Consider the following 21,892-nt stretch of genomic DNA (forward strand, 5'->3'; position numbering starts at 1 on the left):
ACTATTCCATCACGGCAAGGGAATTCACAATGCAGTCCGCCGGAGTCTCCTTTCTTGAACCGTTCTTCGGAATGGCGCGCGACGATCCGGACCGCCCGGCCGTCGTCGACAACGGACTCGTCGTCGGATACGGCACCCTGGCCGGCTGGGCCCGGTCGGTGGCCCGGTCCGTCGCCCCGCGCACGGCGGAGCCGCAGCCGCCCGTGGGCATCGTCACCCACCACTCGGCCCGTGATGTGGCGGCGATCCTCGGGGTGCTGGCGGCAGGCCGGGCGTACGTCCCGCTGGAGGCGGGCCACCCCGAGGCCCGGCTGGCGGCGGTCCTGACCCGTCTCGGCTGCCGCGAAGCGGTGGCGACCGCCGAGTCCGGCTGGCAGCCCCCGGTGGAGAGCGTGATCCGTCCCCGCTGGGCACTCACGGACGCGCCGCCCGCCGCCGGGGACGGCCTGCCGGTGGCACCCCGCCCCGAGGACCCGGCGTACGTCCTGTTCACCTCCGGCTCGACCGGTGACCCCAAGGGCGTCGTGGTCCCGCACCGGGCCCCGGCGGCGGTCGTGCCGACCCTGCGCACCCTGTACGGCATCGGCCCGGACGCGTGCGTGCTGCACTTCCACGGCGCGGGCGGCGACACCAGCCTGGAGGAGATCCTGCCGACCCTGACCGGTGGCGCCACCCTCGTCCTGGACGACGCGGCCCAGGAGGGGTTCGGGCGGGTCGTGGAGGAGCAGGGGGTCTCGGTCGCGGTGCTGCCGACCGGGTTCTGGAACACCCTGACCGGCGACCTGCTCCACCAGGGCGCCGGGCTTCCCGCGTCGCTGCGGACGGTGGTGATCGGCGGGGAGGCGGTCCGCGCGGACATGCTGGAGCGCTGGCGGCTGCTGGGCGCCGACGGCGTACGGCTGCTCAACACCTACGGCTCCACCGAGACTGCGCTCGTCACCCACGCGGTTCTCCTCGCCGGGCCGGGCGCTCCCCCGCTGCCGGAGACCGGCGGCGACCTGCCCATCGGCCACCCGCTGCCGCACGTCGGCCAGCGAGTCGGCCCGGAGGGAGAGCTGTACGTCTCCGGCCCGAACCTGGCGCTCGGCTACCACCGCGCTCCGGCGACGACCGCGGCCCGTTTCGTGGAGAAGGACGGCCGCCGCTGGTACCGCACCGGCGACCTGGTGGAGGCGGCCGGGGACGGTGCGCTGGTGTTCCGGGGCCGCTCGGACCACCAGGTCAAGATCCGGGGCTACCGGGTGGACCTGCTCGACGTGGAGGAGCTGATCGGGCGCTGCGAGGGGGTGGCGGCGGTGGCCGCGTCCCGTGTGGAGCGGGCCGGACACAGCACGCTGGCCGCCTTCTTCGTCCCGCTGCCGGACCACGGCCCGGGCGAGGTCGCGGCGGACGTCCGCGCGCGGCTGGCGCGGACCGCTCCCCCGCACCTGGTGCCGAGCCTGATCGTGCCGGTGGAAGCGCTGGAGCGGACCCACACCGGCAAGGTGGACCGCGACGCGACCCGGGACCGGCACCTGGACACCTCGGCGGCCCCCCGATGAGCGCCCAGGACGGCGGGACCGGGTCCCCTGAGCTGATCGCTCACGCCTCAAGGGAGTTGGGGATCGAACTCGATCCGGCGTCGGCGCGGTCCGACGACTCGGGCTGGGACTTCCGGGTCACCCACGTCCGCGCCGCCGACGGCACCCCGTGGATACTGCGGCAGCCCCGACGCCCCGCCGCCTCGGAGCAACTCGCCGTCGAGGGTGCCGTCCTGGGCGCCGTGCGCGACCGGGTCCCGGTGCCCGTGCCGGACTGGCGGCTGCACACACCCGGTCTGGTCGCCTATCCGAGTCTCCCCGGCGAGGCGGCGGGGCAGGAAGACCCCGTCACGCTGGTCTACGGCTGGTCGATGGACCCGCTGGCCCACCCGGACCGCTATCTGGAGCCGCTGGCGCGCTCGTTGGTGGCGGTGCACTCCCTGCGCCCCGACGGGCGGTGGAACACCGCGGGCCGCCCGCCTGCCACCCCGGAGACCGTACGCGCCGGGATCGCGGTGAAGCTGGACCGCGCGCACACCGAACTCGGCCTGAGCAAGGCGCGGCTGGCCCGCTGGCGGCGGTGGCTGGACGACGACCGGATGTGGCCCGGACAGCTGGCGCTCGTGCACAGGGACATCCACCCCGGCCACACGCTCGTGACCCGGCCGCGGCACGGACCACCGGTCCTGTCGGGCCTGCTGGACTGGGCGAACGCGGGCCCCGGGGACCCGGCGGCCGACTTCGCCGACATGCTCTACGCCGGAGGCGAGCCGGTGCTCGACGGCCTGCTGGACGCCTACCGGGCGGCGGGCGGCGAGGTCCGCGACAGCCTGCGCGCGCACGTCCTGGCCCGGGCCTCGTTCCTGTGGGTCCATGTGGCGCTGCGCGGCCTGGACACCGGGCGCCCGGCGTGGGTCGAGCTCGCCCTGTCGAGGGTCGCCCGGTGACCGGCACGAGCGGCACGGACAACACCGGCTACGTCAACGACTTGCCCGGCACAGGCCGTTCGGGCGCCCGAGGGGCCGTACGGGAGACAGGGACGACGCCCGGCGGGACGCCGTACGCCCTGCACGGCACCGGGGAGCCGATCGTCCTCGTGGCGGGCGCGGGCGGTACGGGCAGGATCTGGGAGCACCACACCGTCCCGGCCCTGACGGCAGCGGGCCGCCTCGTCGTCACTTTCGACCACGAAGCGGCCGATGAAGTCGAACTGGCCTCCACCATAGGAGAGTTACTCACCTCCCTGGAACTGGCCTCCTGCCCGCTCGTCGGCCACTCCCTCGGCGCGCTCGCGGTCCAGGAGCTGCTTCTGACCGATCCGCGTCCGGCGGGCGGAGCGGTACTCGTCGCGACCCGGGGCCGTCCCGACCCGGTCGGCGAGGCGCTGGCCCGGGCCGAGGACGCCTGCGCCAGGGCGGGCATCCGGCTTCCGCCGGAGTACCAGGCGTCCGTCCGGCTGGCGCAGAACCTGTCACCACGGACCCTCGCGGACGACCGGGCGGTCACGGAATGGCTCGACATCTTCGAACTGGCCGCGCTCACGGGGGACCCGGCGCCCCGGCCCGCGCGTCTCACGGTCACGGGAGACCCGGCGGCCCGGCCCTCTCGTCACACGCTCACGGGGGACCCGGCGGCCCGACCCCCTCGTCACACGCTCACGGAAGACCCGGCAGCCCGGCCCCCGCGTCGATCCATCCGGAACCGGCTGGCCGAACTCGGCCGGATCACCACCCCCCTGCTGGTGGTCGGCTTCGCCGACGACGTCCTGGCACCCGCCCCGCTCGGGCGCGAGGTGGCCGGGGCGGTGCCCGGCGCCCGCTACGCGGAGCTGGCGGACACCGGCCATCTCGGCTTCCTGGAGCGACCCGACGCCTTCCACACCGTCCTGCTGGACTTCCTCGCCACCCTGCCCCCCGACCGACCCCGGAGCCCTCCATGTCCCTTGATTCCCCCGTTGACTCCCCCCTGTCCCCTGACTCCCCCCCTGCCTCTCGGCTCTCCCGCCACCACCACCGCCACCGCCACTGTCACCGCGACCGCGACCGGCACCGTGCACGTCGTCCATGTCGGTGAAGAGGCTCCCGCGAGCTGGGCGGCAGCCGTCTACCTGTGCGGCCCCACGCCCGCCGACCCGGCCGAGCCGTCCTGGCGCCCGGAGGCCGTCGCCGCCCTGCGTGCCCTCTGGCGGGACGCGGGAACGCTGACCGTCTTCCTGCCCGAGCCCGCACCGGGCGGCTCCTACCCGGGGTACGCGGACCAGATCGAGTGGGAGGAGGACGCGATGCGCCGCTCCGACGTGATCCTGTTCTGGATTCCCCGCGACATGGAGCGGCTGCCGGGCCTGGTCTCCAACATCAAGTGGGGGGCCTGGTACGACTCGGGCCGGGCGGTGCTGGGCACGCCGCCGGAGGCCGAACGCATGGCGTATCTGCTGCACTTCGCCGAGTCCATCGGGGTGCCGGTGGAGCGGTCGGTCGCGAGGGCGGCGGGCGCGGCCCTGCGAGCGGTGGGCCAGGGGTCCCCCCGTACGGGCGGGGAGCGGTCGGTGCCGCTCCCGGTCTGGCGCTCGGAGCCCTTCCGCGGCTGGTACGCGGAGCGCACGGCGGCGGGCGACCGTCTGCTGGACGCCCGGGTGGAGTGGTACACCCGGGAGGGGGACGGAGCCGCATGGCTGCTCACCGTCACCGTCGCTCCGGGTGACGGCTCCGCCCACGCCGTTCACCGGCTGCTGTCGGCTCAGGAACAGGGCTTGCTCATGTAGAGAGCGTGCTCCCCGGCCGAGGAGGTGAACTCGTAGAGCGACGTGTCGAGGCCGCAGAGGGAGAAGCCCATCCGCCGGTAGGCGTGGATGGCGGGTGCGTTGATGTTGGTGACCTCCAGCCAGACCTGCCCGGCGCCGCGCTCCCGGGCGAACTCCTCCGCCCGGGCCATCAGCATCCTGCCGACGCCGCGCCCCCGGTGCCCGGGGGCGACCTCGATGTCCTCGATGGTGAGGCGGCGGTTCCACGGCGCGTACGAGACGGAGACGAAGCCCGCCAGGGACCCGTCGGCGCCGAGGGCGAGGAAGGTGGGGCTGTCCTGGTCCTCCGGGCCGCCGTCCTCGTCGTCGCCGTCGGACTCGTCCTCGGGGAACACCTTGGTCAGAGGCGGGTCCACCGGGGTCTCCCGCAGGGTGAACCCGTTCTCGGCGATCTCCACACGGAAGACGGTGCTCGTGGTGAAGGAGCCGTCCAGCGCCTCGATGGCCTCGGCGTCCTCGGGGCGGGCGGTACGGAGAGCGTAAGTGGTGTCATCGACTGTGGTCATGACGTGACACTACGACCGCTGTCCGAGGCAGGGTCGGTATCCGGCCGTGATGCGGTGGGACAGCCTTCGTAACACACATGGTCCCTCCGTGAGGTCTGTGGAGCCACACTCCCCAGACCTCACGCATGCGGGAGGCCATGGCCTTCCGTCAGGGCATGCCGGGCAGGACGCTGAGGAACGCGTGGAGGCTGCGGCTGTTGACCGGGTCCTGCGCCCGTGCGTCCGGAAACACCTCGGTGATGACGGCGTCGGCGTCCCGGTGCCGAGCCGCGGCCCGTACGGTCTCGTCCCAGCGCTCGTGCAGCAGTGCGAGCTGCGGCCGCCAGTCCAGTCCGGCCAGGCCCGGCGGCAGCCGGTCGATGTCCGCCGGGGGCGGGGCGGGCGACTCCGCGGCGGCGCCCGGCGAGAGGTTGGCCGCGGTGAGGTCGTGCACCTCGCGGCGGGCCCGGCCGTCCTTCCGCAGCACCATGAAGCAGGTGTAGAGGCGGGAGGCACCGAGGGCGTCCGTGTGGGCGTCGAGGCGGCGCAGCAGTTCCTGGGGGGCGTCGCCGGGGTTGTACGGGGCGGCCCGCAGCGCGGTGAGTGCGCTGCGGGTGCGCATCGGCAGCCGTGCGTGGATGGTCACCAGCACCGAGCTGTCACCGGCGAGTTCGAAGATCTCCGGCAGCGCCCAGGGGCCGACGAGGTCTCCGGCGCATTCGAAGCGCATCACCACCGCCCCGCCGTCGCGGAGCATCTGAGGAGCGTTCTCCCATACGGTCCGCACGACGGCGAGTCCGTCCGGGCCGCCGTTCCCGGCGGGGCTGTAGGCCACGGTGTCGGGGACGGGGAGGCCGGGCGGGTTGGCGGCGACGAGGTCATAACGGGCGGCGCCCGCCAGGGCCTGGCGGGCGTCCGCGTGCACGGGCTCGACACGGTCGGTGACCCCGTTGAGCGCGGCGGTGGCGGTGGTCGCGGCCACGCAGTCGGCGCTGATGTCGATCGCCGTGGTGCGCAGGCCGCGGGTGGCCAACGCGGAGGCGGTGAGCCCCGATCCGCAGCCGATCTCCAGGGCGGTGCCCTCGGCGTGCGTGCTCAGCACCCGGTCGGTGAACATCAGCCCGTCCTCGCCGAGGTACACACCGCTGCGGGGCGGGCGGGCGTGGTGGTCGGCGACGGTGAGCAGCCCGCGGAAGGCGGTGAAGTAGTGGTGGGCGGTGCGGTACGGGGCCACGTCCCCACCGGCGTCCGGAGCCGGGTCACCGCCGACGGACCCGCCCGGGGACGCCATCAGGCCCAGGGCGGCCAGGGCGTCGGACAGTTCGGGCGGCGGGGCGCTGTGCGCCCCGCCGAGGTGCAGCAGGCGGAACAGGGGATCGTCGCCCGCCGGGTCGGTCAGCCACGGGTGGTGGATCGCCCCGCCGGCCTGTCGGTACGCCTCCGCCCGTAACGGCCAGTCCAGGGCGCGCAGCACCTTCCCCAGCCGCGACCAGGCGACGAGATCGCCGCGGGGTGCGGGGGCGGGAGGGGCCGCCGGAGCGGTACCGGATGCGGTCACGGGAAGGCCCTCTGCTGTGGGCGGCTGTCCTGGCACAGTTGTCTCGGGCTCCTTCTGGGTTCGGGTGCCGAAGGGGTCACCCCTGATAACCGGGGCGCGGAGCTCCGTACGCGGTTCCTGCCGCCGCGCTTCGCGGGGCGGTCGCGCAACCTCGGCCACCGATCCTGCCGAGCCGGGGAGTTGTGCACCACCGGCCGCATTGTGCGGAACGGTGTTGCCTTCAACTGCCGCACAAAACCGGCACCCGAAACCGGCCTGCCCGCTCGGCCACCCCATGGCCACGACATGGCCACCGCGCTAAGGCCAGTTCAAAGCCCTGCAGGGCAGAACCGCTACCGACTGCAAACTTCAGACCTACGCATTGCGACGCACAGACCGCACGTGCCCGATCAGCCCGAATTCCAAGGTCATCCAAAACAAGAAACCCCAGGTCAGAGGCCCGACCTGGGGTTTCACCACGGAGCCGCCTTCGGGATTCGAACCCGAGACCTACGCATTACGAGTGCGTTGCTCTGGCCAACTGAGCTAAGGCGGCACGCCCTGTCGCACTATGGTGCGATCAGCAGCGGGGCCAAGTCTACACAGTTTCCGGGGGTGCTCCGTACCGGCCGCTCCCGGAGGTGTCTGTGCAGGTCAAGGGGTGGTCAGCGGCACTTCTTGCCGTTCGGGGGCGGGGTGCCCTCCAGGAGGTAGGTGTTGATCGCCGTGTCGATGCAGTCGCTGCCCCGGCCGTACGCCGTGTGGCCGTCGCCGTCGTAGGTGAGCAGGGTGCCGGAGTCGAGCTGGGCGGCGAGGGACTGGGACCACTTGTAGGGGGTGGCCGGGTCGCGGGTGGTGCCGACCACCACGATCGGGGCGGCGCCCTTCGCCTCGGTGCGGTGAGGGGTGCCGGTGGCCTCGGTGGGCCAGTAGGCGCAGTTCAGGGAGGCCCAGGCGAAGCCGCGGCCGAAGACCGGGGACGCCTTCTCGAAGTCCGGGACCGCCTTCTCCACCGCGTCGGGGCCGTCGAAGGCGGGCGGGAGGTCGAGGCAGTTCACGGCCGCGTTGGCGAACATCAGGTTCGCGTAGTTGCCGTCCGGGCCGCGCTCGTAGTAGCTGTCGGCCAGTGAGAGGAGCCCGGAGCCGTCGCTGCGCCGGGCGCCCTCCAGCGCCTCGCGGAGCTGGGGCCAGGCCGCCTCGTCGTACATCGCGGCGATCACCCCGGTGATCGCCAGGGACTCGCCGAGCTTGCGGTCCTCGTCGCCGGTCGGGATCGGCTTCGCGTCCAGGTCCTTGAAGAGCTGCTTCAGCTCGGCCGCCGCGTCGGCGGTGGACGTCGTGCCCAGCGGGCAGTCCGGCTGCTTGACGCAGTCGGCGGCGAAGGACTGGAACGCCCCCTCGAAGCCCGCCGTCTGGTCGCGGTTCATGTCGACGGCCGGGAGGGAAGGGTCCATCGCGCCGTCCAGGACCAGGCGCCCGGCCCGCTCCGGGAAGAGGTCCGCGTACGTGGCGCCCAGGAACGTTCCGTACGAGGCGCCCACGTAGTGCAGCTTCTCGTCGCCGAGCAGGGACCGCAGCACGTCCATGTCACGGGCCGTGTCGACGGTGGATACGTACGGGAGGATCTCGCCGGACCGCTTCTCGCAGCCCTGGGCGAACTTCTCGAAGGCGGCGGTGAGCTTCCGGACCTCCGCCTCGTCGTCCGGTGTCTGGTCGACCTGCGTGAAGGCGTCCATCTCCTTGCCCGTCAGGCACTCCACCGGTTCGCTGCGGGCCACCCCGCGCGGGTCGATGGCCACCATGTCGTACCGCGCCCTGACCTGGGCCGGGTAGCCCAGCGCCGCGTACCCCTGGAGATACTCGATCGCGGAGCCGCCGGGGCCACCCGGGTTCACCAGGAGCGAGCCGATCCGCTCGCCGGGGCCCGTCGCCTTCTTGCGGGAGACGGCGAGGTCGATGTCGCCGTCACCCGGCTTGCCGTAGTCCCTCGGCGCCTTCATCGTCGTGCACTCGAACCCCTCCACCCCGCAGTCGCGCCAGCTCAGCTTCTGCGCGTAGTAGGACGACAGCCCCTCGGGGGCGGCCGTGCCGGTCGCGGAGGCGCTCGGCGACGAGCCGCCGCCGCTGCAGCCGGAGACGAGCAGGCCGGCAGTGCCGATCCCGATGGCGAAGGTACGGAGCAGGCGCCTGGTCTTCATCCTGGGAGCGTATCCGGCGGGTGACGAGTCGTCCGATTCCCTGCTCAATCGGGTGAAGGAGTCGGCCCAAACGCCCCTAGCCCGATCTCAGCGACATCGTCATCGCCTCCACCGCCAGCAGCGGCGCCACATTGCGGTCCATCGCCTGCCTGCACGCGATCACCGCCTCGATCCTGCGCAGCGTCTGCGCGGGCGTCGACGACTCCGCGATCCGGTCCAGGGAGTCCTGTACGTCCACATTGGCGATGGCGATCCGCGAACCGAGCTGGAGCGCCAGCACATCGCGGTAGAACCCGGTGAGCTCGGTCAGCGCCAGGTCCAGGCTGTCGCGCTGGGTCCGCGTCCTGCGGCGCTTCTGCTTGTCCTCCAGCTCCTTCATCGCCCCCGCCGTACCGCGCGGCATCCGGCCGCCCGCGACCCCGCCGAGCGCCGCCTTGAGGTCCTCGGTCTCCTTGGCGTCCACCTCCTCCGCCATCTGCTTGGCGTCGTCCGTGGCCGTGTCGATCAGCTCCTGGGCCGCCTTGAGGCAGCCGCCGACATCGGCGACCCGCAGCGGGACCTTGAGCACCGCCGCCCGCCGCGCCCGCGCCCGCTCGTCCGTGGCCAGACGGCGCGCCCGGCCGATGTGGCCCTGGGTGGCCCGCGCCGCGGAGTGCGCCCGCTCGGGGTCGACGCCGTCACGGCGGATCAGCACATCCGCCACGGCCTCCACCGGCGGGGTGCCCAGGGTCAGGTGGCGGCAGCGGGAACGGATCGTGGGGAGCACGTCCTCGAGCGACGGGGCGCACAGCATCCAGACCGTACGCGGCGCGGGCTCCTCCACCGCCTTCAGCAGCACGTTGCCCGCGCCCTCGGTGAGCCGGTCCGCGTCCTCCATGACGATGACCTGCCACCGGCCGACCGCCGGGGAGAGCTGGGCGCGGCGGACCAGGTCGCGGGTCTCCTTCACACCGATGGAGAGCAGGTCCGTACGGATCACCTGGACATCGGCGTGCGTACCGATCAGGCTCGTGTGGCAGCCGTCGCAGAAGCCGCAGCCCGGCTCCCCGCCCAGCGCCCGGTCCGGGCTGGTGCACTGGAGCGCGGCGGCGAAGGCCCGGGCGGCGGTGGACCGCCCGGAACCCGGTGGTCCGGTGAACAGCCAGGCATGCGTCATCTTCGAGCCCTGCGCCTCGAGCTCCTGCGGCTTGCCGTCGGAAACGGCCGTGACCAGCGCATCGGCGTCCCTGGCGGCGGCGGCGAGCTGTTCCCTCACTCGGTCCTGTCCGACCAGGTCGTCCCATACGGTCATGGGTCACCGCCCTTCCGGTGGTGTCGTGCGGAGACGCGCGGCGGCTTCCGTCGTTCGCCGTCGTCGGATGCCGTGGCGGGCGTCCACGGCAGATTCCATTGTGGGGGACGCCACTGACAGTCCGGCCCGCCCGCCCCTCAAGGGCGGACGGGCCGGGCTCCGGGCAGGTACGGGTCAGCCGCGCGGGCGGCGGCCCCGGCCTCCCCTGGGGTCGTCGTCCTCGTGCCCGCCGAGCAGCTCGTCCGCCAGTGTCGGCAGATCGTCCAGCGGGGTCTCCTCGGCCCAGTCCGGACGGGGGCGCTTGGTCCGGCGGCCCCGGGACGCGTCACCGGCCGGGGGCGCCGCCTGCGGGTCCTCGATCTGCGGCAGCTCCCGGGTGCGCTCGTTCTCGCTCTCCGCCGGCGGGGACGCCGGGGCCTCGTCCCGGAAGAACCCCTGGGGCACCCGGTCGGAGGGGCGGCCACCGCGGACCGGCGGCAGTACGGCCGTCTCGTCGACGTCGCGCGCGTCCCGGCCCGGCCGCTCGTCCGTGACGCGCGGCAGCATCGCCGTCTCGTCCTCCCCGGAACCGGAACCGGAGCCAGAACCGGCCCCAGAACCAGCCCCGGAACCCGCCCCCGACCCGGAACCCGCGTCCGTACCCGAAGCGGAAGAACGGCGGTCGGACGGATCGTCGCCCTCCGGACGCGCCGTGGGCACCGGCTGCGTGATCTCGTTCGGGTTCACGATCGGCGTGGGCACCGTGAGCTCGTTCTCCGGAACGGTGGGCCCGTACCCCTCCGACCGCGACGACGCCTCAGAACCGGAACCACGAGGGTCACGAGAACCATGGGCGTCACGAGAAGCCGCAGCAGCCCGCTCGGCCTCCGCCCGCTCGGCCTCCGCCCGCTCGGCTTCGGCCCGCGCCGCCTCCGTACGGGCAGCCGCCTCCGCCTCCGCACGGCGCCGCGCCTCCTCGGCCCGGACCAGCGCCTCTTCCGCCTTGCGCTGCTTCTCCAGGCGGAGCGCCTCGGCCTCCTTGCGCTGCCGGGCCTCCTCCTCGGCCTGCTTGCGGAGGCGTTCCTGCTCGGCCTCTCGGGCCCGCTCCTCGGCCTCCAGCCGACGGCGGTCCTCCTCCGCCCTGCGGCGGGCCTCCTCGGCGCGCTGCCGGGCCTCCTCCGCCTGGCGCTCGGCCTCGCGGCGGCGCGCCTCCTCCAGCTCGCGCTGCTTGCGCTCCTCCTCCTCGGCGCGCAGCCGGGCGAGCTGCTCCTGGCGCTCCTTCTCCAGGCGCTCCTCCTCGGCCTTGCGGGCGGCCTCTTCCTCCGCCTTGCGCCGGGCCTCCTCCTCGGCCTTGCGCCGCGCCTCCTCTATGGCCGCGATCTCGGCCTCGGAGAGCGGCAGGAGCCGGTCGAGCCGGTGGCGTACCACCGTGGTGATCGCCTCGGGCTCCTGCCCGGCGTCCACCACCAGGTAGCGCGTCGGGTCGGCGGCGGCCAGGGTCAGGAACCCGGACCGGACCCGCTCGTGGAACTCCGCCGGCTCCGACTCCAGCCGGTCCGGCGCCTCCGTGAACCGCTCCCGCGCGGTCTGCGGGTCGACGTCCAGCAGCACCGTCAGATGCGGTACGAGGCCACTCGTCGCCCACCGGGAGATCCGGGCGATCTCGGTCGGGGCCAGGTCGCGGCCCGCGCCCTGGTAGGCGACGGAGGAGTCGATGTAGCGGTCCGAGATGACGATCGCGCCCCGCTCCAGCGCCGGGCGGACCACGGAGTCGACGTGCTCGGCGCGGTCGGCCGCGTACAGCAGTGCCTCGGCGCGGTTGGAGAGCCCTGCGGAGGCGACGTCCAGCAGGATCGACCGCAGCCGCTTGCCGACCGGGGTGGCCCCGGGCTCGCGGGTGACGACGACCTCGTGGCCCTTGGCGCGAATCCAGTCGGCGAGCGCCTCGACCTGGGTGGACTTGCCCGCTCCGTCGCCGCCCTCCAGGGCGAGGAAGAAGCCGGTGGCGGCGGGCGCGACGGCCGGGTCGCCGCCGCGCAGCGCCTCGCGCAGATCGCGGCGGAGCGGTACGCCCGCCCGGTCGTCGGTCTTCGCGACGACGATCGCGGCGAGCGGCAGCAGCAGCGCACCGACCAGCATCAGGGTGAAGGCCGCCCCGCCGTGGGCGAAGACGAAGTCACCGGAGGCGGAGGCCAGCCGGTGCTGTCCGATCGCGGCGGCGAGCAGCGGGCCCGCGACCGCGCCGAGCGCGACGAGCACCCGGACGAGGGCCTGGAGGTGCTCGGTGGTCCGGGCCTGCCGGGACGCCTCGGTCTCCTGGTCGATGATCGCGTGCCCGGTGCTGGCGGCGACCCCGGCCGCGTAACCGGCCAGCAGCGCGATCGCGATCCCGGTCGCCGTGTCCGGCACCAGGCCGAGCGCGAGGAGCGCGATGCCCGTGACGGCGGTGGCCAGCGCGAGCAGGCGCCGCCGCGACAGGGTGGGCAGCACCTTCTGCGCCGTACGGATACCGAGGGCGGTGCCGCCCGTCAGCGCGAGGATCAGCAGCCCGAACGTGGCGGGTCCGCCGCCCAGGTCGTAGGCGTGCAGGACGGATACGGCGGCGGCTGCCGCGATCGCTCCGGCGACGGCCGCGCAGACGGCGACGGTCAGCGGGAGCGCGCCCGTACGGCCCTTGTCGGGGCGGCCGTCGCGGGTGGGGCGGCGCAGCCCTTCCAGGGGCGAGCGCGGCCGGGGGGTCTGGGTGCCGGGCAGTTCGAGGAAGTACAGGGTCGAGATGGAGGCCATGAACAGACCGGCCGCGACATACGACCCCAGGGCCGCCTGGTGGAAGGAGAACCACTCCAGGCCGGTGCCGAGGAGCTTCCCGATCAGCGTGGCGGCCACCAGGACCACCGCGGCGGCGGGGACGGCGAGGAAGTCCGTACGGAGCGACAGCCTGCGCAGGGAGTCGAGGTGGTCGGGAAGCGGACGGACGGCGGCGCCCTCGATCGGCGGGGCGGGCAGCAGCGCCGGGGCGGCGCTCTCCTTGGCCACCGTCCACAGGCGCTCGGCCGCGCCGGTCACGAAGGCGGTGATGAGGATCATCATGAGCGCCTTGTCCGGCACCCAGCTGATCCACAGCGGGGCGACGATCAGCAGGGCGAGCCGCAGCGCGTCCGTCCCGATCATCAGCCAGCGCCGGTCCAGTTTCCCGCCGGGTGCCGTGAGCGATGTCAAAGGCCCCAGGAGTACGGCTCCGAAGAGCACGGTGGACAGGATGCGGGCACCGAACACGGCGGCGACGGCGAAGGCCGCCCCGCGGTATCCGGCTCCGAATGAGCCCTCCAGGACCGCTGCTTGCAGCGACAACAGCACCAGCACGAGAAGGGCGAGTGCATCGCCGATACCGCCGACGAGCTGGGCGCTCCACAACCGCTTCAGCGGGGGAACACGCAACAGGGCTCGTACGGCGCGCTCGCGTGAGTCTGCGGCAAGTGTGTCGGAGGTGGGGCTCACGACCGTTGGCTGCTCGGCTCGCGTCATCCGCCCAGCCTATCGGCAGCGGAGCGGTGGCTGTCGGCCCGTCCGAACATATGGCCGCAGATGACTTCCGGCCAGCTCCCTCAGGGCCGTGACGTACTGCTGCTGCCCGGCACCTTCCTTCAGGTGCCGGGCAGCAGCAGTACGTCGGACAAGAGCCGGTCAGTCCTCCGAGGAGGGCGACGGGGAAGCCGAGGCGGCCTTCTTCACAGCTGCCGTCGTCTTCTTTGTGGCCGTCTTCTTGGTGGTCGTCTTCTTCGCCGCGGTCTTCTTGGCGGCCGTGGTCTTGGTGGCCGTCGTCTTCTTCGCGGCCGTCTTCTTGGCCGTCGCCTTCTTCGCGGGGGCCTTCTTCGCCGTCTTCTTCTTGGCGGGTCCCTTGGCGCGCTTCTCGGCGAGCAGCTCGTAGCCGCGCTCCGGCGTGATCTCCTCGACGCTGTCGCCGGTCCGCAGGGTGGCGTTGGTCTCGCCGTCGGTGACGTACGCGCCGAAGCGGCCGTCCTTGACCACCACCGGCCGCTCGCTGACCGGGTCGGTGCCCAGCTCCTTCAGCGGCGGCTTGGCGGCGGCCCGGCCGCGCTGCTTGGGCTGGGCGTAGATCGCGAGGGCCTCTTCGAGGGTGATGTCGAAGAGCTGGTCCTCGGAGGTGAGGGACCGGGAGTCGGTGCCCTTCTTCAGATACGGGCCGTAGCGGCCGTTCTGCGCGGTGATCTCGACACCCTCGGCGTCCTCACCGACGACACGCGGCAGCGACATCAGCTTGAGGGCGTCGGCGAGGGTGACCGTGTCCAGGGACATGGACTTGAAGAGGGAGGCGGTCCGCGGCTTCACCGCGTTCTTGCCGGTCTTCGGCGTCCCCTCGGGCAGCACCTCGGTGACGTACGGGCCGTAGCGGCCGTCCTTGGCGATGATCTGGTTGCCGCTGACCGGGTCCGTACCCAGCTCGAAGTCGCCGCTCGGCTTGGCCAGCAGCTCCTCGGCCAGCTCGACGGTCAGCTCGTCGGGCGCCAGGTCCTCGGGCACGTCGGCGCGCTGGTGGCCCTCGGCGTCCTTCTCGCCCCGCTCGATGTACGGGCCGTAGCGGCCGACGCGGAGCTTGATGTCGTTGCCGACGGGGAAGGAGGAGATCTCCCGGGCGTCGATCGCGCCGAGGTCGGTGACCAGGGCCTTCAGCCCGCCGAGGTGGTCGCCGTCGCCGTTGCCCGCGTCGGACGCGGAGCCCGCGCCGGCCGGGTCGTCACCGGAGGCGGCGGCTCCGAAGTAGAAACGCTTCAGCCACGGCACGGACTGGGCCTCGCCCCGCGCGATGCGGTCGAGGTCGTCCTCCATACGGGCGGTGAAGTCGTAGTCGACGAGCCGGCCGAAGTGCTTCTCCAGCAGGTTGACCACGGCGAAGGAGAGGAAGGACGGGACGAGTGCCGTGCCCTTCTTGAAGACGTAACCGCGGTCGAGAATCGTCCCGATGATCGAGGCGTACGTCGACGGGCGGCCGATCTCGCGCTCTTCGAGCTCCTTGACCAGCGATGCCTCGGTGTAGCGGGCCGGGGGCTTGGTGGCGTGCCCGTCGACCGTGATCTCCTCGGCGGAGAGCGCGTCGCCCTCGGCGACCTGCGGCAGCCGCCGCTCGCGGTCGTCCAGCTCGGCGTTCGGGTCGTCGGCGCCCTCAACGTACGCCTTCATGAAGCCGTGGAAGGTGATCGTCTTGCCGGAGGCGGAGAACTCGGCGTCCCGGCCGTCGCTCGCCCGGCCGCCGATCTTGACGGTGACCGAGTTGCCGGTCGCGTCCTTCATCTGGGAGGCGACGGTCCGCTTCCAGATCAGCTCGTACAGCCGGAACTGGTCGCCGGTGAGCCCGGTCTCGGCGGGGGTGCGAAAGCGGTCGCCGGAGGGGCGGATCGCCTCGTGCGCCTCCTGCGCGTTCTTGACCTTCCCGGCGTACGTACGCGGCTTCTCGGGCAGGTAGTTCGCCCCGTACAGCTGGGTGACCTGGGCCCGGGCCGCGGAGACCGCGGTGTCCGAGAGGATCGTGGAGTCGGTACGCATATAGGTGATGAAGCCGTTCTCGTACAGCTTCTGCGCCACCTGCATGGTCGCCTTGGCCCCGAAGCCCAGCTTGCGGCTCGCCTCCTGCTGGAGGGTCGTGGTCCGGAAGGGGGCGTACGGGGAGCGGCGGTACGGCTTCGACTCGACGGACCGGACCGCGAAGGAGGAGTCGGCGAGCGCGGCGGCCAGGGCGCGGGCGTTCGCCTCGTCCAGGTGCAGCGTCTGGGCGGAGCCGGGCTTGAGCTGCCCGTCGGGGCCGAAGTCGCGGCCCTGGGCGATCCGGCGGCCGTCGACCGCGCTGAGCCGGGCGGTCAGGGTCGAGGGGTCGGAGGCGTCACCGGTACGGCCGGTGGCGAAAGTGCCGGTCAGGTCCCAGTACTCGGCGGAGCGGAAGGCGATGCGCTCGCGCTCCCGCTCGACGACGAGCCGGGTGGCGACGGACTGGACACGGCCCGCCGACAGCTTCGGCATGACCTTCTTCCACAGGACCGGCGAGACCTCGTAGCCGTAGAGGCGGTCGAGGATGCGGCGGGTCTCCTGGGCATCGACCATGCGCTGGTTGAGCTCGCGCGGGTTGGCGACGGCGGACCGGATCGCGTCCTTGGTGATCTCGTGGAAGACCATCCGGTGGACCGGGACCTTGGGCCGCAGGACTTCCTGGAGGTGCCACGCGATGGCTTCGCCCTCGCGGTCCTCATCGGTGGCGAGGAAGAGTTCGTCGGACTCGGCCAGCAGCTGCTTGAGCTTCCTGACCTGGGCCTTCTTGTCGGCGTTGACGACATAGACGGGCTGGAAGTCGTGTTCGACGTCCACCCCGAGGCGGCGGACCTCGCCGGTGTACTCGTCCGGGACCTCGGCCGCGCCGTTCGGGAGGTCGCGGATGTGCCCGACGCTCGCCTCGACGACGTATCCGGGGCCGAGATAGCCCTTGATCGTCTTCGCCTTGGCAGGCGACTCGACGATGACGAGTCGGCGGCCGCCCTGTGCGGTCTCGCTGGTCGGGGACAACTTCGCTCTTCTCTCCGGTCGACACTCGATGGGCATCCGGGCAGCGTCGAGACGCTTCCCGCGGTGCTGTCGCTGCGGAGTGTGACGGTACAACCCGCCCCCGTGTCAAACGGCAAAAGCCCGCAACGGCCACTCGAACGGTAACCCGACTTCCGCCATTCCTGCCGCCCGGACCGTCGGGTCCGCGTCGTACGGAGGCCGTGCCCGCGGATATCCGAGGTGGTGACGGTGATCGTCCGGCGCACCCCCGACCCGGGCGCGGCCCCGGCGGGGGCGGGGATCAGAGGAGCGTGAAGCACCACACGCCGAGGGCGAGGAAAACTACGCCGAAAAGTGTCGTGAGTGCGGTGGAGGCGACGGGGCTCACACCGTGCAGCACCGGCGCGCGGTGCCGGGCGCGCGCCCCGGTCCAGACGAGGAGGGCGGCACCGAACAGCCCGAAGGCCGTACCGGCGAAGACTGCTGCGACGCTCTCCATGCCCTGCCCGTACCCCTCGCTCCTGCCGCACCGCCCGGTCACGGGGAGGCCGCGACCTCGCCCGGTTACGGGGGAGGCTGCCACCCCGGGGCATCGCCGACACGAACCCCGGGTGAACAACACCCACCCACCGGGAGTACCCGGGCCGTCACACGACGTCAGGCTCGCGCCGACGGCTGCCCCGCTCGAGGACGGCCAGAAGCAGTACAGATCCGGCCACATGGGAGATCAGGAACACATCACGGAAGCGGAGCCCGAGCGCCCCCGGCGCCAGGCCGAACGCCGAGCACCCGGCGGCCGCCGCGAGGAGCACCGCCCCGAGCCCCGGCAGGGCCTCGAGCGGAATCCGCGGGCCGAGCGGGAGAGGAAGCGGCGGTGGGCGTGAAGGCGCTGATGAGAAGGCCGTTGAGGACATGGGGCAGGGCCCGGCCGATCCGGAGCGGAGCCCGGTGGCGGGGCCTGAGGAGGACAGCTCGGTGGGTGCCGTACCGGCGCTCGTCGGAGATCGCCAACGTGCCCCCGTGGACACAGGAGGTGGAGGCGACGAACACCGCGTTGCCCAGCAGAGAGAAGTGGCCGTCGGCCACTTGGATCTCCCGGCCGAGGTGGCCGAAGAAGAGGAGCTGGAGCAGCAGCCCGACCAGCAAGGTGCCGATGAACATGAATGGCGTCGTCCAGTTGAGTCGTCCAGTTGAACAGCGCCCGGTACGAGAGGGCTCCGCCGCCGACGATCAGGCGGCTGGCGGTGATCAGACGGCTGGCGGCTGGCGGCTGGCGGCTGGCGGCTGGGCGGCTGGGCGGCGACTCAGGCAGGCGGCGGCCGACGGCGATTCAGGCGGCCGACGAGCACCGAGAGGTGCTGCGAAACCGTGCTCGGGGCGAGGCCCCGCCGGTCGGCGGGCCCGGCGGCGGTGAGGGGGCCGCCGAGCCGACGCACGGCGGGCCAGTGCTGCGCCAGCGCACCTCCCCAGCGCGCCTTCCCAGTAGGCCACGTACGCCTCGGCGAGCATGGCGCAGGCGCCCTCGGGACCGTCCCCGTACGGCCGTACGAACGGGTGGTCCTGCGTCCCCGCGTACCGCTCCCGCACACCCGCCCGTACGGTGTCGGCCGGGGCGGTCCGGATGGTGTCCAGCTCCGCCTCGACGGACGGGGCGCCGACCGGCCGGGGCAGCGGGGAGTCCGGGAAGCCGCGCGGCCCGTGGGTCAGCAGCCGCGGCGGCCGGGGCCGCTCGTCGTCCCGCAGCACCTCGCGGGCCCGGACGACCCCGTGCTCGTACGGCCAGGAGGGCGTACGCTGCGGCAGCGCCAGGTGCGTGCCGCAGAACGCGTCCCGCAGCGGGTCGACGGCGATCCGGGGGTCCCGAGCGAGGCTTCGGCCGACTCGATCCGGATCATGCCGACGTCACCCGAGGCCCTCCCCCGGAACGGTCCCGGGGACGGCCCCCGGCACCGGCTCCAGGAAGCCCTCCTCGACCAGCAGCCGGATCGCCTGCGGGGTGCGGTCGCGCAGGAGCACCGGGTCCTCGGACATCAGCTGGGCGATGGCGTCCAGAATCCGCCCGGCGGGCAGCGAACCGTCGCACACCCCGGCGAACCCGGCGGCCACCGCGTCGACCTTCGTCGCCCGCATCATCCCGCGGTGCTGACGCAGCACCACATGCTCGGGGTCCTCCGCGCCGGGCAGCCCCACCTGCTCCTGCACGACCTCGGCGGCGAGGGTGAAGTGCCCGGCGAGCAGCGCGGCGTCGTCTTGGTCGCGCAGATAGTCCTGGCGGGCGAAGTGCTCCTGCACGGCCCGGCCCAGCGGCTGCTGCACGGCGTGCGGCCACTCCTCGACGACGATCGACGGGTTCCCCGCGGCCGCGGCGGCGGACTTGCGCAGGGTGATCCAGCCGAAGCCGACGGAGGTGGTCCCGCGCGCCTCGAACTCGTCGAGCCACGCCTCGTACCGCTCCGCGTACGCGGCCGGGTCGCTGCGGTGGTCGCCGCTGTCGCGCAGCCACAGCTCGGCGTACTGCGTGACGTCCTGGACCTCGCGCTGGACGATCCAGGCATCACACCCGGCGGGCACCCAGGAGCGGAGCCGGTCCTGCCACTCCTCGCCCTCCACGTGCTGCCAGTTGGCGAGGAACTGGGCGTACCCCCCTTCGTTCAGGTGGTGCCCGGACTGCTGGACCAGGGTGCGGCAGAGGTCGTCGCCGCCCATGCCGCCGTCCCGGTAGGTGAGCCGGGCGCCGGGCGAGATGACGAACGGCGGGTTGGAGACGATCAGGTCGAAGGTCTCCGAGCCCACCGGCTCGAAGAGGGAACCCTCACGGAGGTCGGCGGGGGCGGCGCCGGACAGGGCGAGGGTGAGCCGGGTGAACTCCAGGGCGCGGGGGTTGAGGTCCGTGGCGGTGACCCGGGTCGCGTGCTGGGCGGCGTGCAGCGCCTGGATTCCGGAGCCCGTACCGAGGTCGAGGGCCGAGGCCACCGGCGTACGCACGGTGATGGAGGCGAGGGTGGTGGAGGCCCCGCCGACCCCGAGGACGACGCCCTCCTCGCGCGAGCCGATCCCGCCCGCACCGCCGACCGCGCAGCCGAGGTCGGAGACGATGAACCAGTCCTGACCGTCCGGCCCGCCGTACGGCCGTACGTCGACGGTGGCGCGGGCCAGGCCGTCCGCCACGGTCACCCAGCCGTCCCGGACGCACTCCTCCAGCGGCAGGGCGGCACGGGCCTGCGCCTCGGGGACGGGGCGCTGGAGGAGGAACAGCCGCACCAGCGTGTCGAGCGGCGAGACACCCCGGGTGGCGCGCAGGGCGGGGACCGTCTCGCTGCGGGCGAGCGCGGCGTAGGCGGACGCGCCGAGCCGGTCGAGGAGCCCGTCGGCGGTGAAGTCCGCGGCGAGCAGGGCCTCGCGGAGGCCGGTGGTGTGGTCGGGTGCGGGAAGCCTGGTCGTACTCACCCGACCATTGTGTCCGCTCCCACTGACAACGGCACCGGTCCGGGCTCCGGCGAGGCCCGGACCGGGCTGAACGGGGGGTGGACGAGCGACATCGGACGGAGGCGGGGCGGACGGACGGAGTCCGGGCCGAACGACGCCGTCACGCTGCTACGCGTTGTCTACAAGCCACCGCGTCTACGCGTTACGCGCTCACGCCTTCTTCTCCTCCGTCGCCGAAGCCGAAGGAGTCGCCTCCGCATCCGCTTCCGGAGCCTTGGAGCCCGACGGGCTGGCGGCCCCGGTCGACGCCTTCGTCTTCTGGCAGCCCTTCTCCTTCGACATCGCGACAGCGACGTCACCGGACTGAAGCTTCTTCAGCGCCTGGGCACCGCTGTTGCCGACCGTGGCCATCTCCCCGACGAGTTCCCTCAGATCATCGGCGAACTGCGCCTGGTCCTTGGTCTGGAGGGCGTCGACCTTGGCCTTCAGCTCGATGTAGGACTTGGAGGAGGCGTTGAGCTCCCGTACGGCGTCCTTCTGCTTGGTCTCGCCATCCTCGACCGGCGGCGGACCGGCCGCCTCCAGGGCCGCGGCCAGCGCCTTGAACGACGCGGAGATCTGCTGGAACGCCTCCGAGTCGGTCTTCTTGACCTCGGCGGGCTTGCTGTTCTCATCGGTCTTCTGCTTGATGGCGGCGTTGGCCGCCTCGTTCTTCTCCAGGTGAGGCTGGATCTGGCCGCAGAAATCCTTGGCCCACGCGTTCAGCTTCTCCTCGCTGTCGTCACTGCAGCCCGACAGCGTCAGTACGAGTACCACACCGCCGGACAGTACGGCCGCAAGCTTCTTGTTCACCGGATGGACCCCTTCCAAGGCTCTCGGCCCCGGAACTTACACGCCACGAGGACTCCATCCGGGTGCCAACTGTCAGATATGCACCCTTTTGAAGCCATTTGCATCAAAGGAAATGAGGGAGATGCCACTCGGCCCGGAATTCAGGCACGCGTACGGCGGCTGAGCCCGGCCGGTTGGACCGGAAGGGCGGCTTCACCGTGCGGGCGCCCGCCGGCGCCCGCCGGCGTGAACGGCGCGCGAACCGGGTCACCACCGGGCGCGCAGTACGCCGTCGCTGTCCGGCAGGACGGCACAGAGCAGCGGGCGGTGTCCGTCGTAGGACAAGGGCAGGACACAGGCGGCCCGGGCGTCGGCGACCCGGGCGGCCAGCTCCCGGTGGCCGGTGCCGGTGTCATCGACGATCACGTGGCTGATGGTTCCGTCCTGCGCCTCCCAGACAAACTCGACGGATTCCTCCTCGTCGGACAGGGCTGCCAGGACGGCCCCGACGTCCGGGGTCAGGTCGGGCCAGACCCTCAGCAGGGCGCGCGGGCCGAGACCGGCGCGTACGGTGTCGAGGTTCTCCGGCGTGATGCGGTGCCAGCATGCGGCGTTGCGTACGTGGTTCTCCTCGAGGAGCAGCGCATGCCGTGAGGCCGGCGCGGTACGCACGCGGGTCCAGAACCCGGCGTCGGCCGGCTCCGTCACTTCCGCCTCATCGGACTCGGCCGCGTAGGGCGAGGCCGTCAGCGGTTCCGGGAAGAGGCCGAGTTCCCTGGTACGTGCCACGGCGCCCGCGCAGGACCGGTCGCTGCCCACGTACACGTACTGGTCCCACCCGACGTGCACCGTGAACGCGTCCCCGGCCTCCAGACGGCACCAGGCACCCTGGTCGCGGAGCATGGCACGGACCAGCTCCAGGGCGACCGGGAGCGAGACTTCGGCCCCGTCGTGGTAGCCGGTGAGGTCGGGCGGGAAGAGACCGCCGAGGCCGTGCCCCGCGACCGGGGGCTCCGCCCCGAAGTGGACGAAGCCCCTGACCTCGGGATCACGGATCTCCAGCCGGTCGACGCCCGACTCCTCCGCGAAGGCGGAGACCGCCGCCAGGTACGCCGCTTCGGCAGGCCCGCAGTCGCCGGCCGTGTCCTCAGTGCCGGTGTAGTGACCGTGCTCGTCGCGGTCGGCGGGGTCGTACTTGGTGATCCGGTGGACGAAGGCCGGTGGCACACTGCTCCTCGGACGGGACGGAAGGAGTGCCCAGCGTAGATTCCCGGGC

13 protein-coding genes, 1 tRNA gene and 1 pseudogene are annotated in these 21,892 nt (G+C 72.8%); 3 read left to right on the plus strand and 12 right to left on the minus strand.

Annotation, left to right across the window (positions count from 1 at the left end):
- Nucleotides 1-29: 29 nt before the first annotated feature.
- The 3 genes from B7C62_14840 to B7C62_14850 all read left to right on the plus strand — a co-directional run bounded on the left by B7C62_14840 (nt 30) and on the right by B7C62_14850 (nt 4,281).
- Complete coding sequence (locus tag B7C62_14840) at nt 30-1,541, plus strand: nourseothricin peptide synthetase (GenBank protein ID ARF73402.1); 1,512 nt, start codon at nt 30-32, stop codon at nt 1,539-1,541.
- Between the two features lie 56 nt (nt 1,542-1,597).
- The gene (locus tag B7C62_14845; GenBank protein ARF73403.1) at nt 1,598-2,467 is read left to right on the plus strand and encodes a hypothetical protein; all 870 of its coding nucleotides are present in this window, start codon (nt 1,598-1,600) and stop codon (nt 2,465-2,467) included.
- A gap of 1,037 nt (nt 2,468-3,504) precedes the next feature.
- Nucleotides 3,505-4,281: a hypothetical protein gene (locus B7C62_14850; GenBank protein ID ARF77169.1), complete on the plus strand. Its 777-nt coding sequence runs from the start codon at nt 3,505-3,507 to the stop codon at nt 4,279-4,281.
- On the opposite strand, the gene B7C62_14855 is transcribed toward B7C62_14850, so the two are convergent.
- From B7C62_14855 to B7C62_14910, 12 genes and pseudogenes are all read right to left on the minus strand, one after another.
- Entirely contained in the window at nt 4,257-4,826 is a 570-nt protein-coding gene (locus B7C62_14855; GenBank protein ID ARF73404.1) for an N-acetyltransferase, read from the minus strand. The genes B7C62_14850 and B7C62_14855 overlap by 25 nt on opposite strands.
- Before the next feature lie 148 nt (nt 4,827-4,974).
- Entirely contained in the window at nt 4,975-6,639 is a 1,665-nt protein-coding gene (locus tag B7C62_14860) for a hypothetical protein (protein ARF73405.1), read from the minus strand.
- Nucleotides 6,640-6,821: 182 nt separating this feature from the next.
- Nucleotides 6,822-6,898, minus strand: a tRNA-Thr gene (locus tag B7C62_14865).
- A 109-nt stretch (nt 6,899-7,007) separates the two neighbouring features.
- Nucleotides 7,008-8,540, minus strand: coding sequence for a proteinase (locus B7C62_14870; protein ARF73406.1), 1,533 nt, complete (start codon nt 8,538-8,540; stop codon nt 7,008-7,010).
- Between the two features lie 76 nt (nt 8,541-8,616).
- Nucleotides 8,617-9,831: a DNA polymerase III subunit delta' gene (locus tag B7C62_14875; protein ID ARF73407.1), complete on the minus strand. Its 1,215-nt coding sequence runs from the start codon at nt 9,829-9,831 to the stop codon at nt 8,617-8,619.
- 174 nt (nt 9,832-10,005) lie between these two features.
- Complete coding sequence (locus tag B7C62_14880) at nt 10,006-13,335, minus strand: dTMP kinase (GenBank protein ARF73408.1); 3,330 nt, start codon at nt 13,333-13,335, stop codon at nt 10,006-10,008.
- A gap of 159 nt (nt 13,336-13,494) precedes the next feature.
- Nucleotides 13,495-16,380 (minus strand): DNA topoisomerase I, encoded by a 2,886-nt coding sequence (locus B7C62_14885; GenBank protein ID ARF73409.1) that lies wholly within the window; start codon nt 16,378-16,380, stop codon nt 13,495-13,497.
- 280 nt (nt 16,381-16,660) lie between these two features.
- Complete coding sequence (locus tag B7C62_14890) at nt 16,661-16,858, minus strand: hypothetical protein (GenBank protein ID ARF73410.1); 198 nt, start codon at nt 16,856-16,858, stop codon at nt 16,661-16,663.
- 151 nt (nt 16,859-17,009) lie between these two features.
- Nucleotides 17,010-17,671: pseudogene (locus B7C62_14895) on the minus strand (ABC transporter).
- 590 nt (nt 17,672-18,261) lie between these two features.
- Nucleotides 18,262-19,806: a transferase gene (locus B7C62_14900; protein ARF73411.1), complete on the minus strand. Its 1,545-nt coding sequence runs from the start codon at nt 19,804-19,806 to the stop codon at nt 18,262-18,264.
- 189 nt (nt 19,807-19,995) lie between these two features.
- Complete coding sequence (locus B7C62_14905; protein ARF77170.1) at nt 19,996-20,637, minus strand: small secreted protein; 642 nt, start codon at nt 20,635-20,637, stop codon at nt 19,996-19,998.
- 246 nt (nt 20,638-20,883) lie between these two features.
- Entirely contained in the window at nt 20,884-21,843 is a 960-nt protein-coding gene (locus tag B7C62_14910; protein ARF73412.1) for an RNA-binding protein, read from the minus strand.
- Nucleotides 21,844-21,892 lie beyond the last annotated feature (49 nt).

This window comes from Kitasatospora albolonga, assembly GCA_002082585.1.
Classification (GTDB): Bacteria; Actinomycetota; Actinomycetes; order Streptomycetales; family Streptomycetaceae; genus Streptomyces; species Streptomyces stephensoniae.

Coding starts and splice junctions, on each gene's coding strand:
- B7C62_14880 (ARF73408.1), bottom strand. CDS start 13,335: ATGACGCGAGCCGAGCAGCCAACGGTCGTGAGCCCCACCTCCGACACA.
- B7C62_14875 (ARF73407.1), bottom strand. CDS start 9,831: ATGACCGTATGGGACGACCTGGTCGGACAGGACCGAGTGAGGGAACAG.
- B7C62_14840 (ARF73402.1), top strand. CDS start 30: ATGCAGTCCGCCGGAGTCTCCTTTCTTGAACCGTTCTTCGGAATGGCG.
- B7C62_14855 (ARF73404.1), bottom strand. CDS start 4,826: ATGACCACAGTCGATGACACCACTTACGCTCTCCGTACCGCCCGCCCC.
- B7C62_14870 (ARF73406.1), bottom strand. CDS start 8,540: ATGAAGACCAGGCGCCTGCTCCGTACCTTCGCCATCGGGATCGGCACT.
- B7C62_14860 (ARF73405.1), bottom strand. CDS start 6,639: ATGGGGTGGCCGAGCGGGCAGGCCGGTTTCGGGTGCCGGTTTTGTGCG.
- B7C62_14890 (ARF73410.1), bottom strand. CDS start 16,858: ATGGAGAGCGTCGCAGCAGTCTTCGCCGGTACGGCCTTCGGGCTGTTC.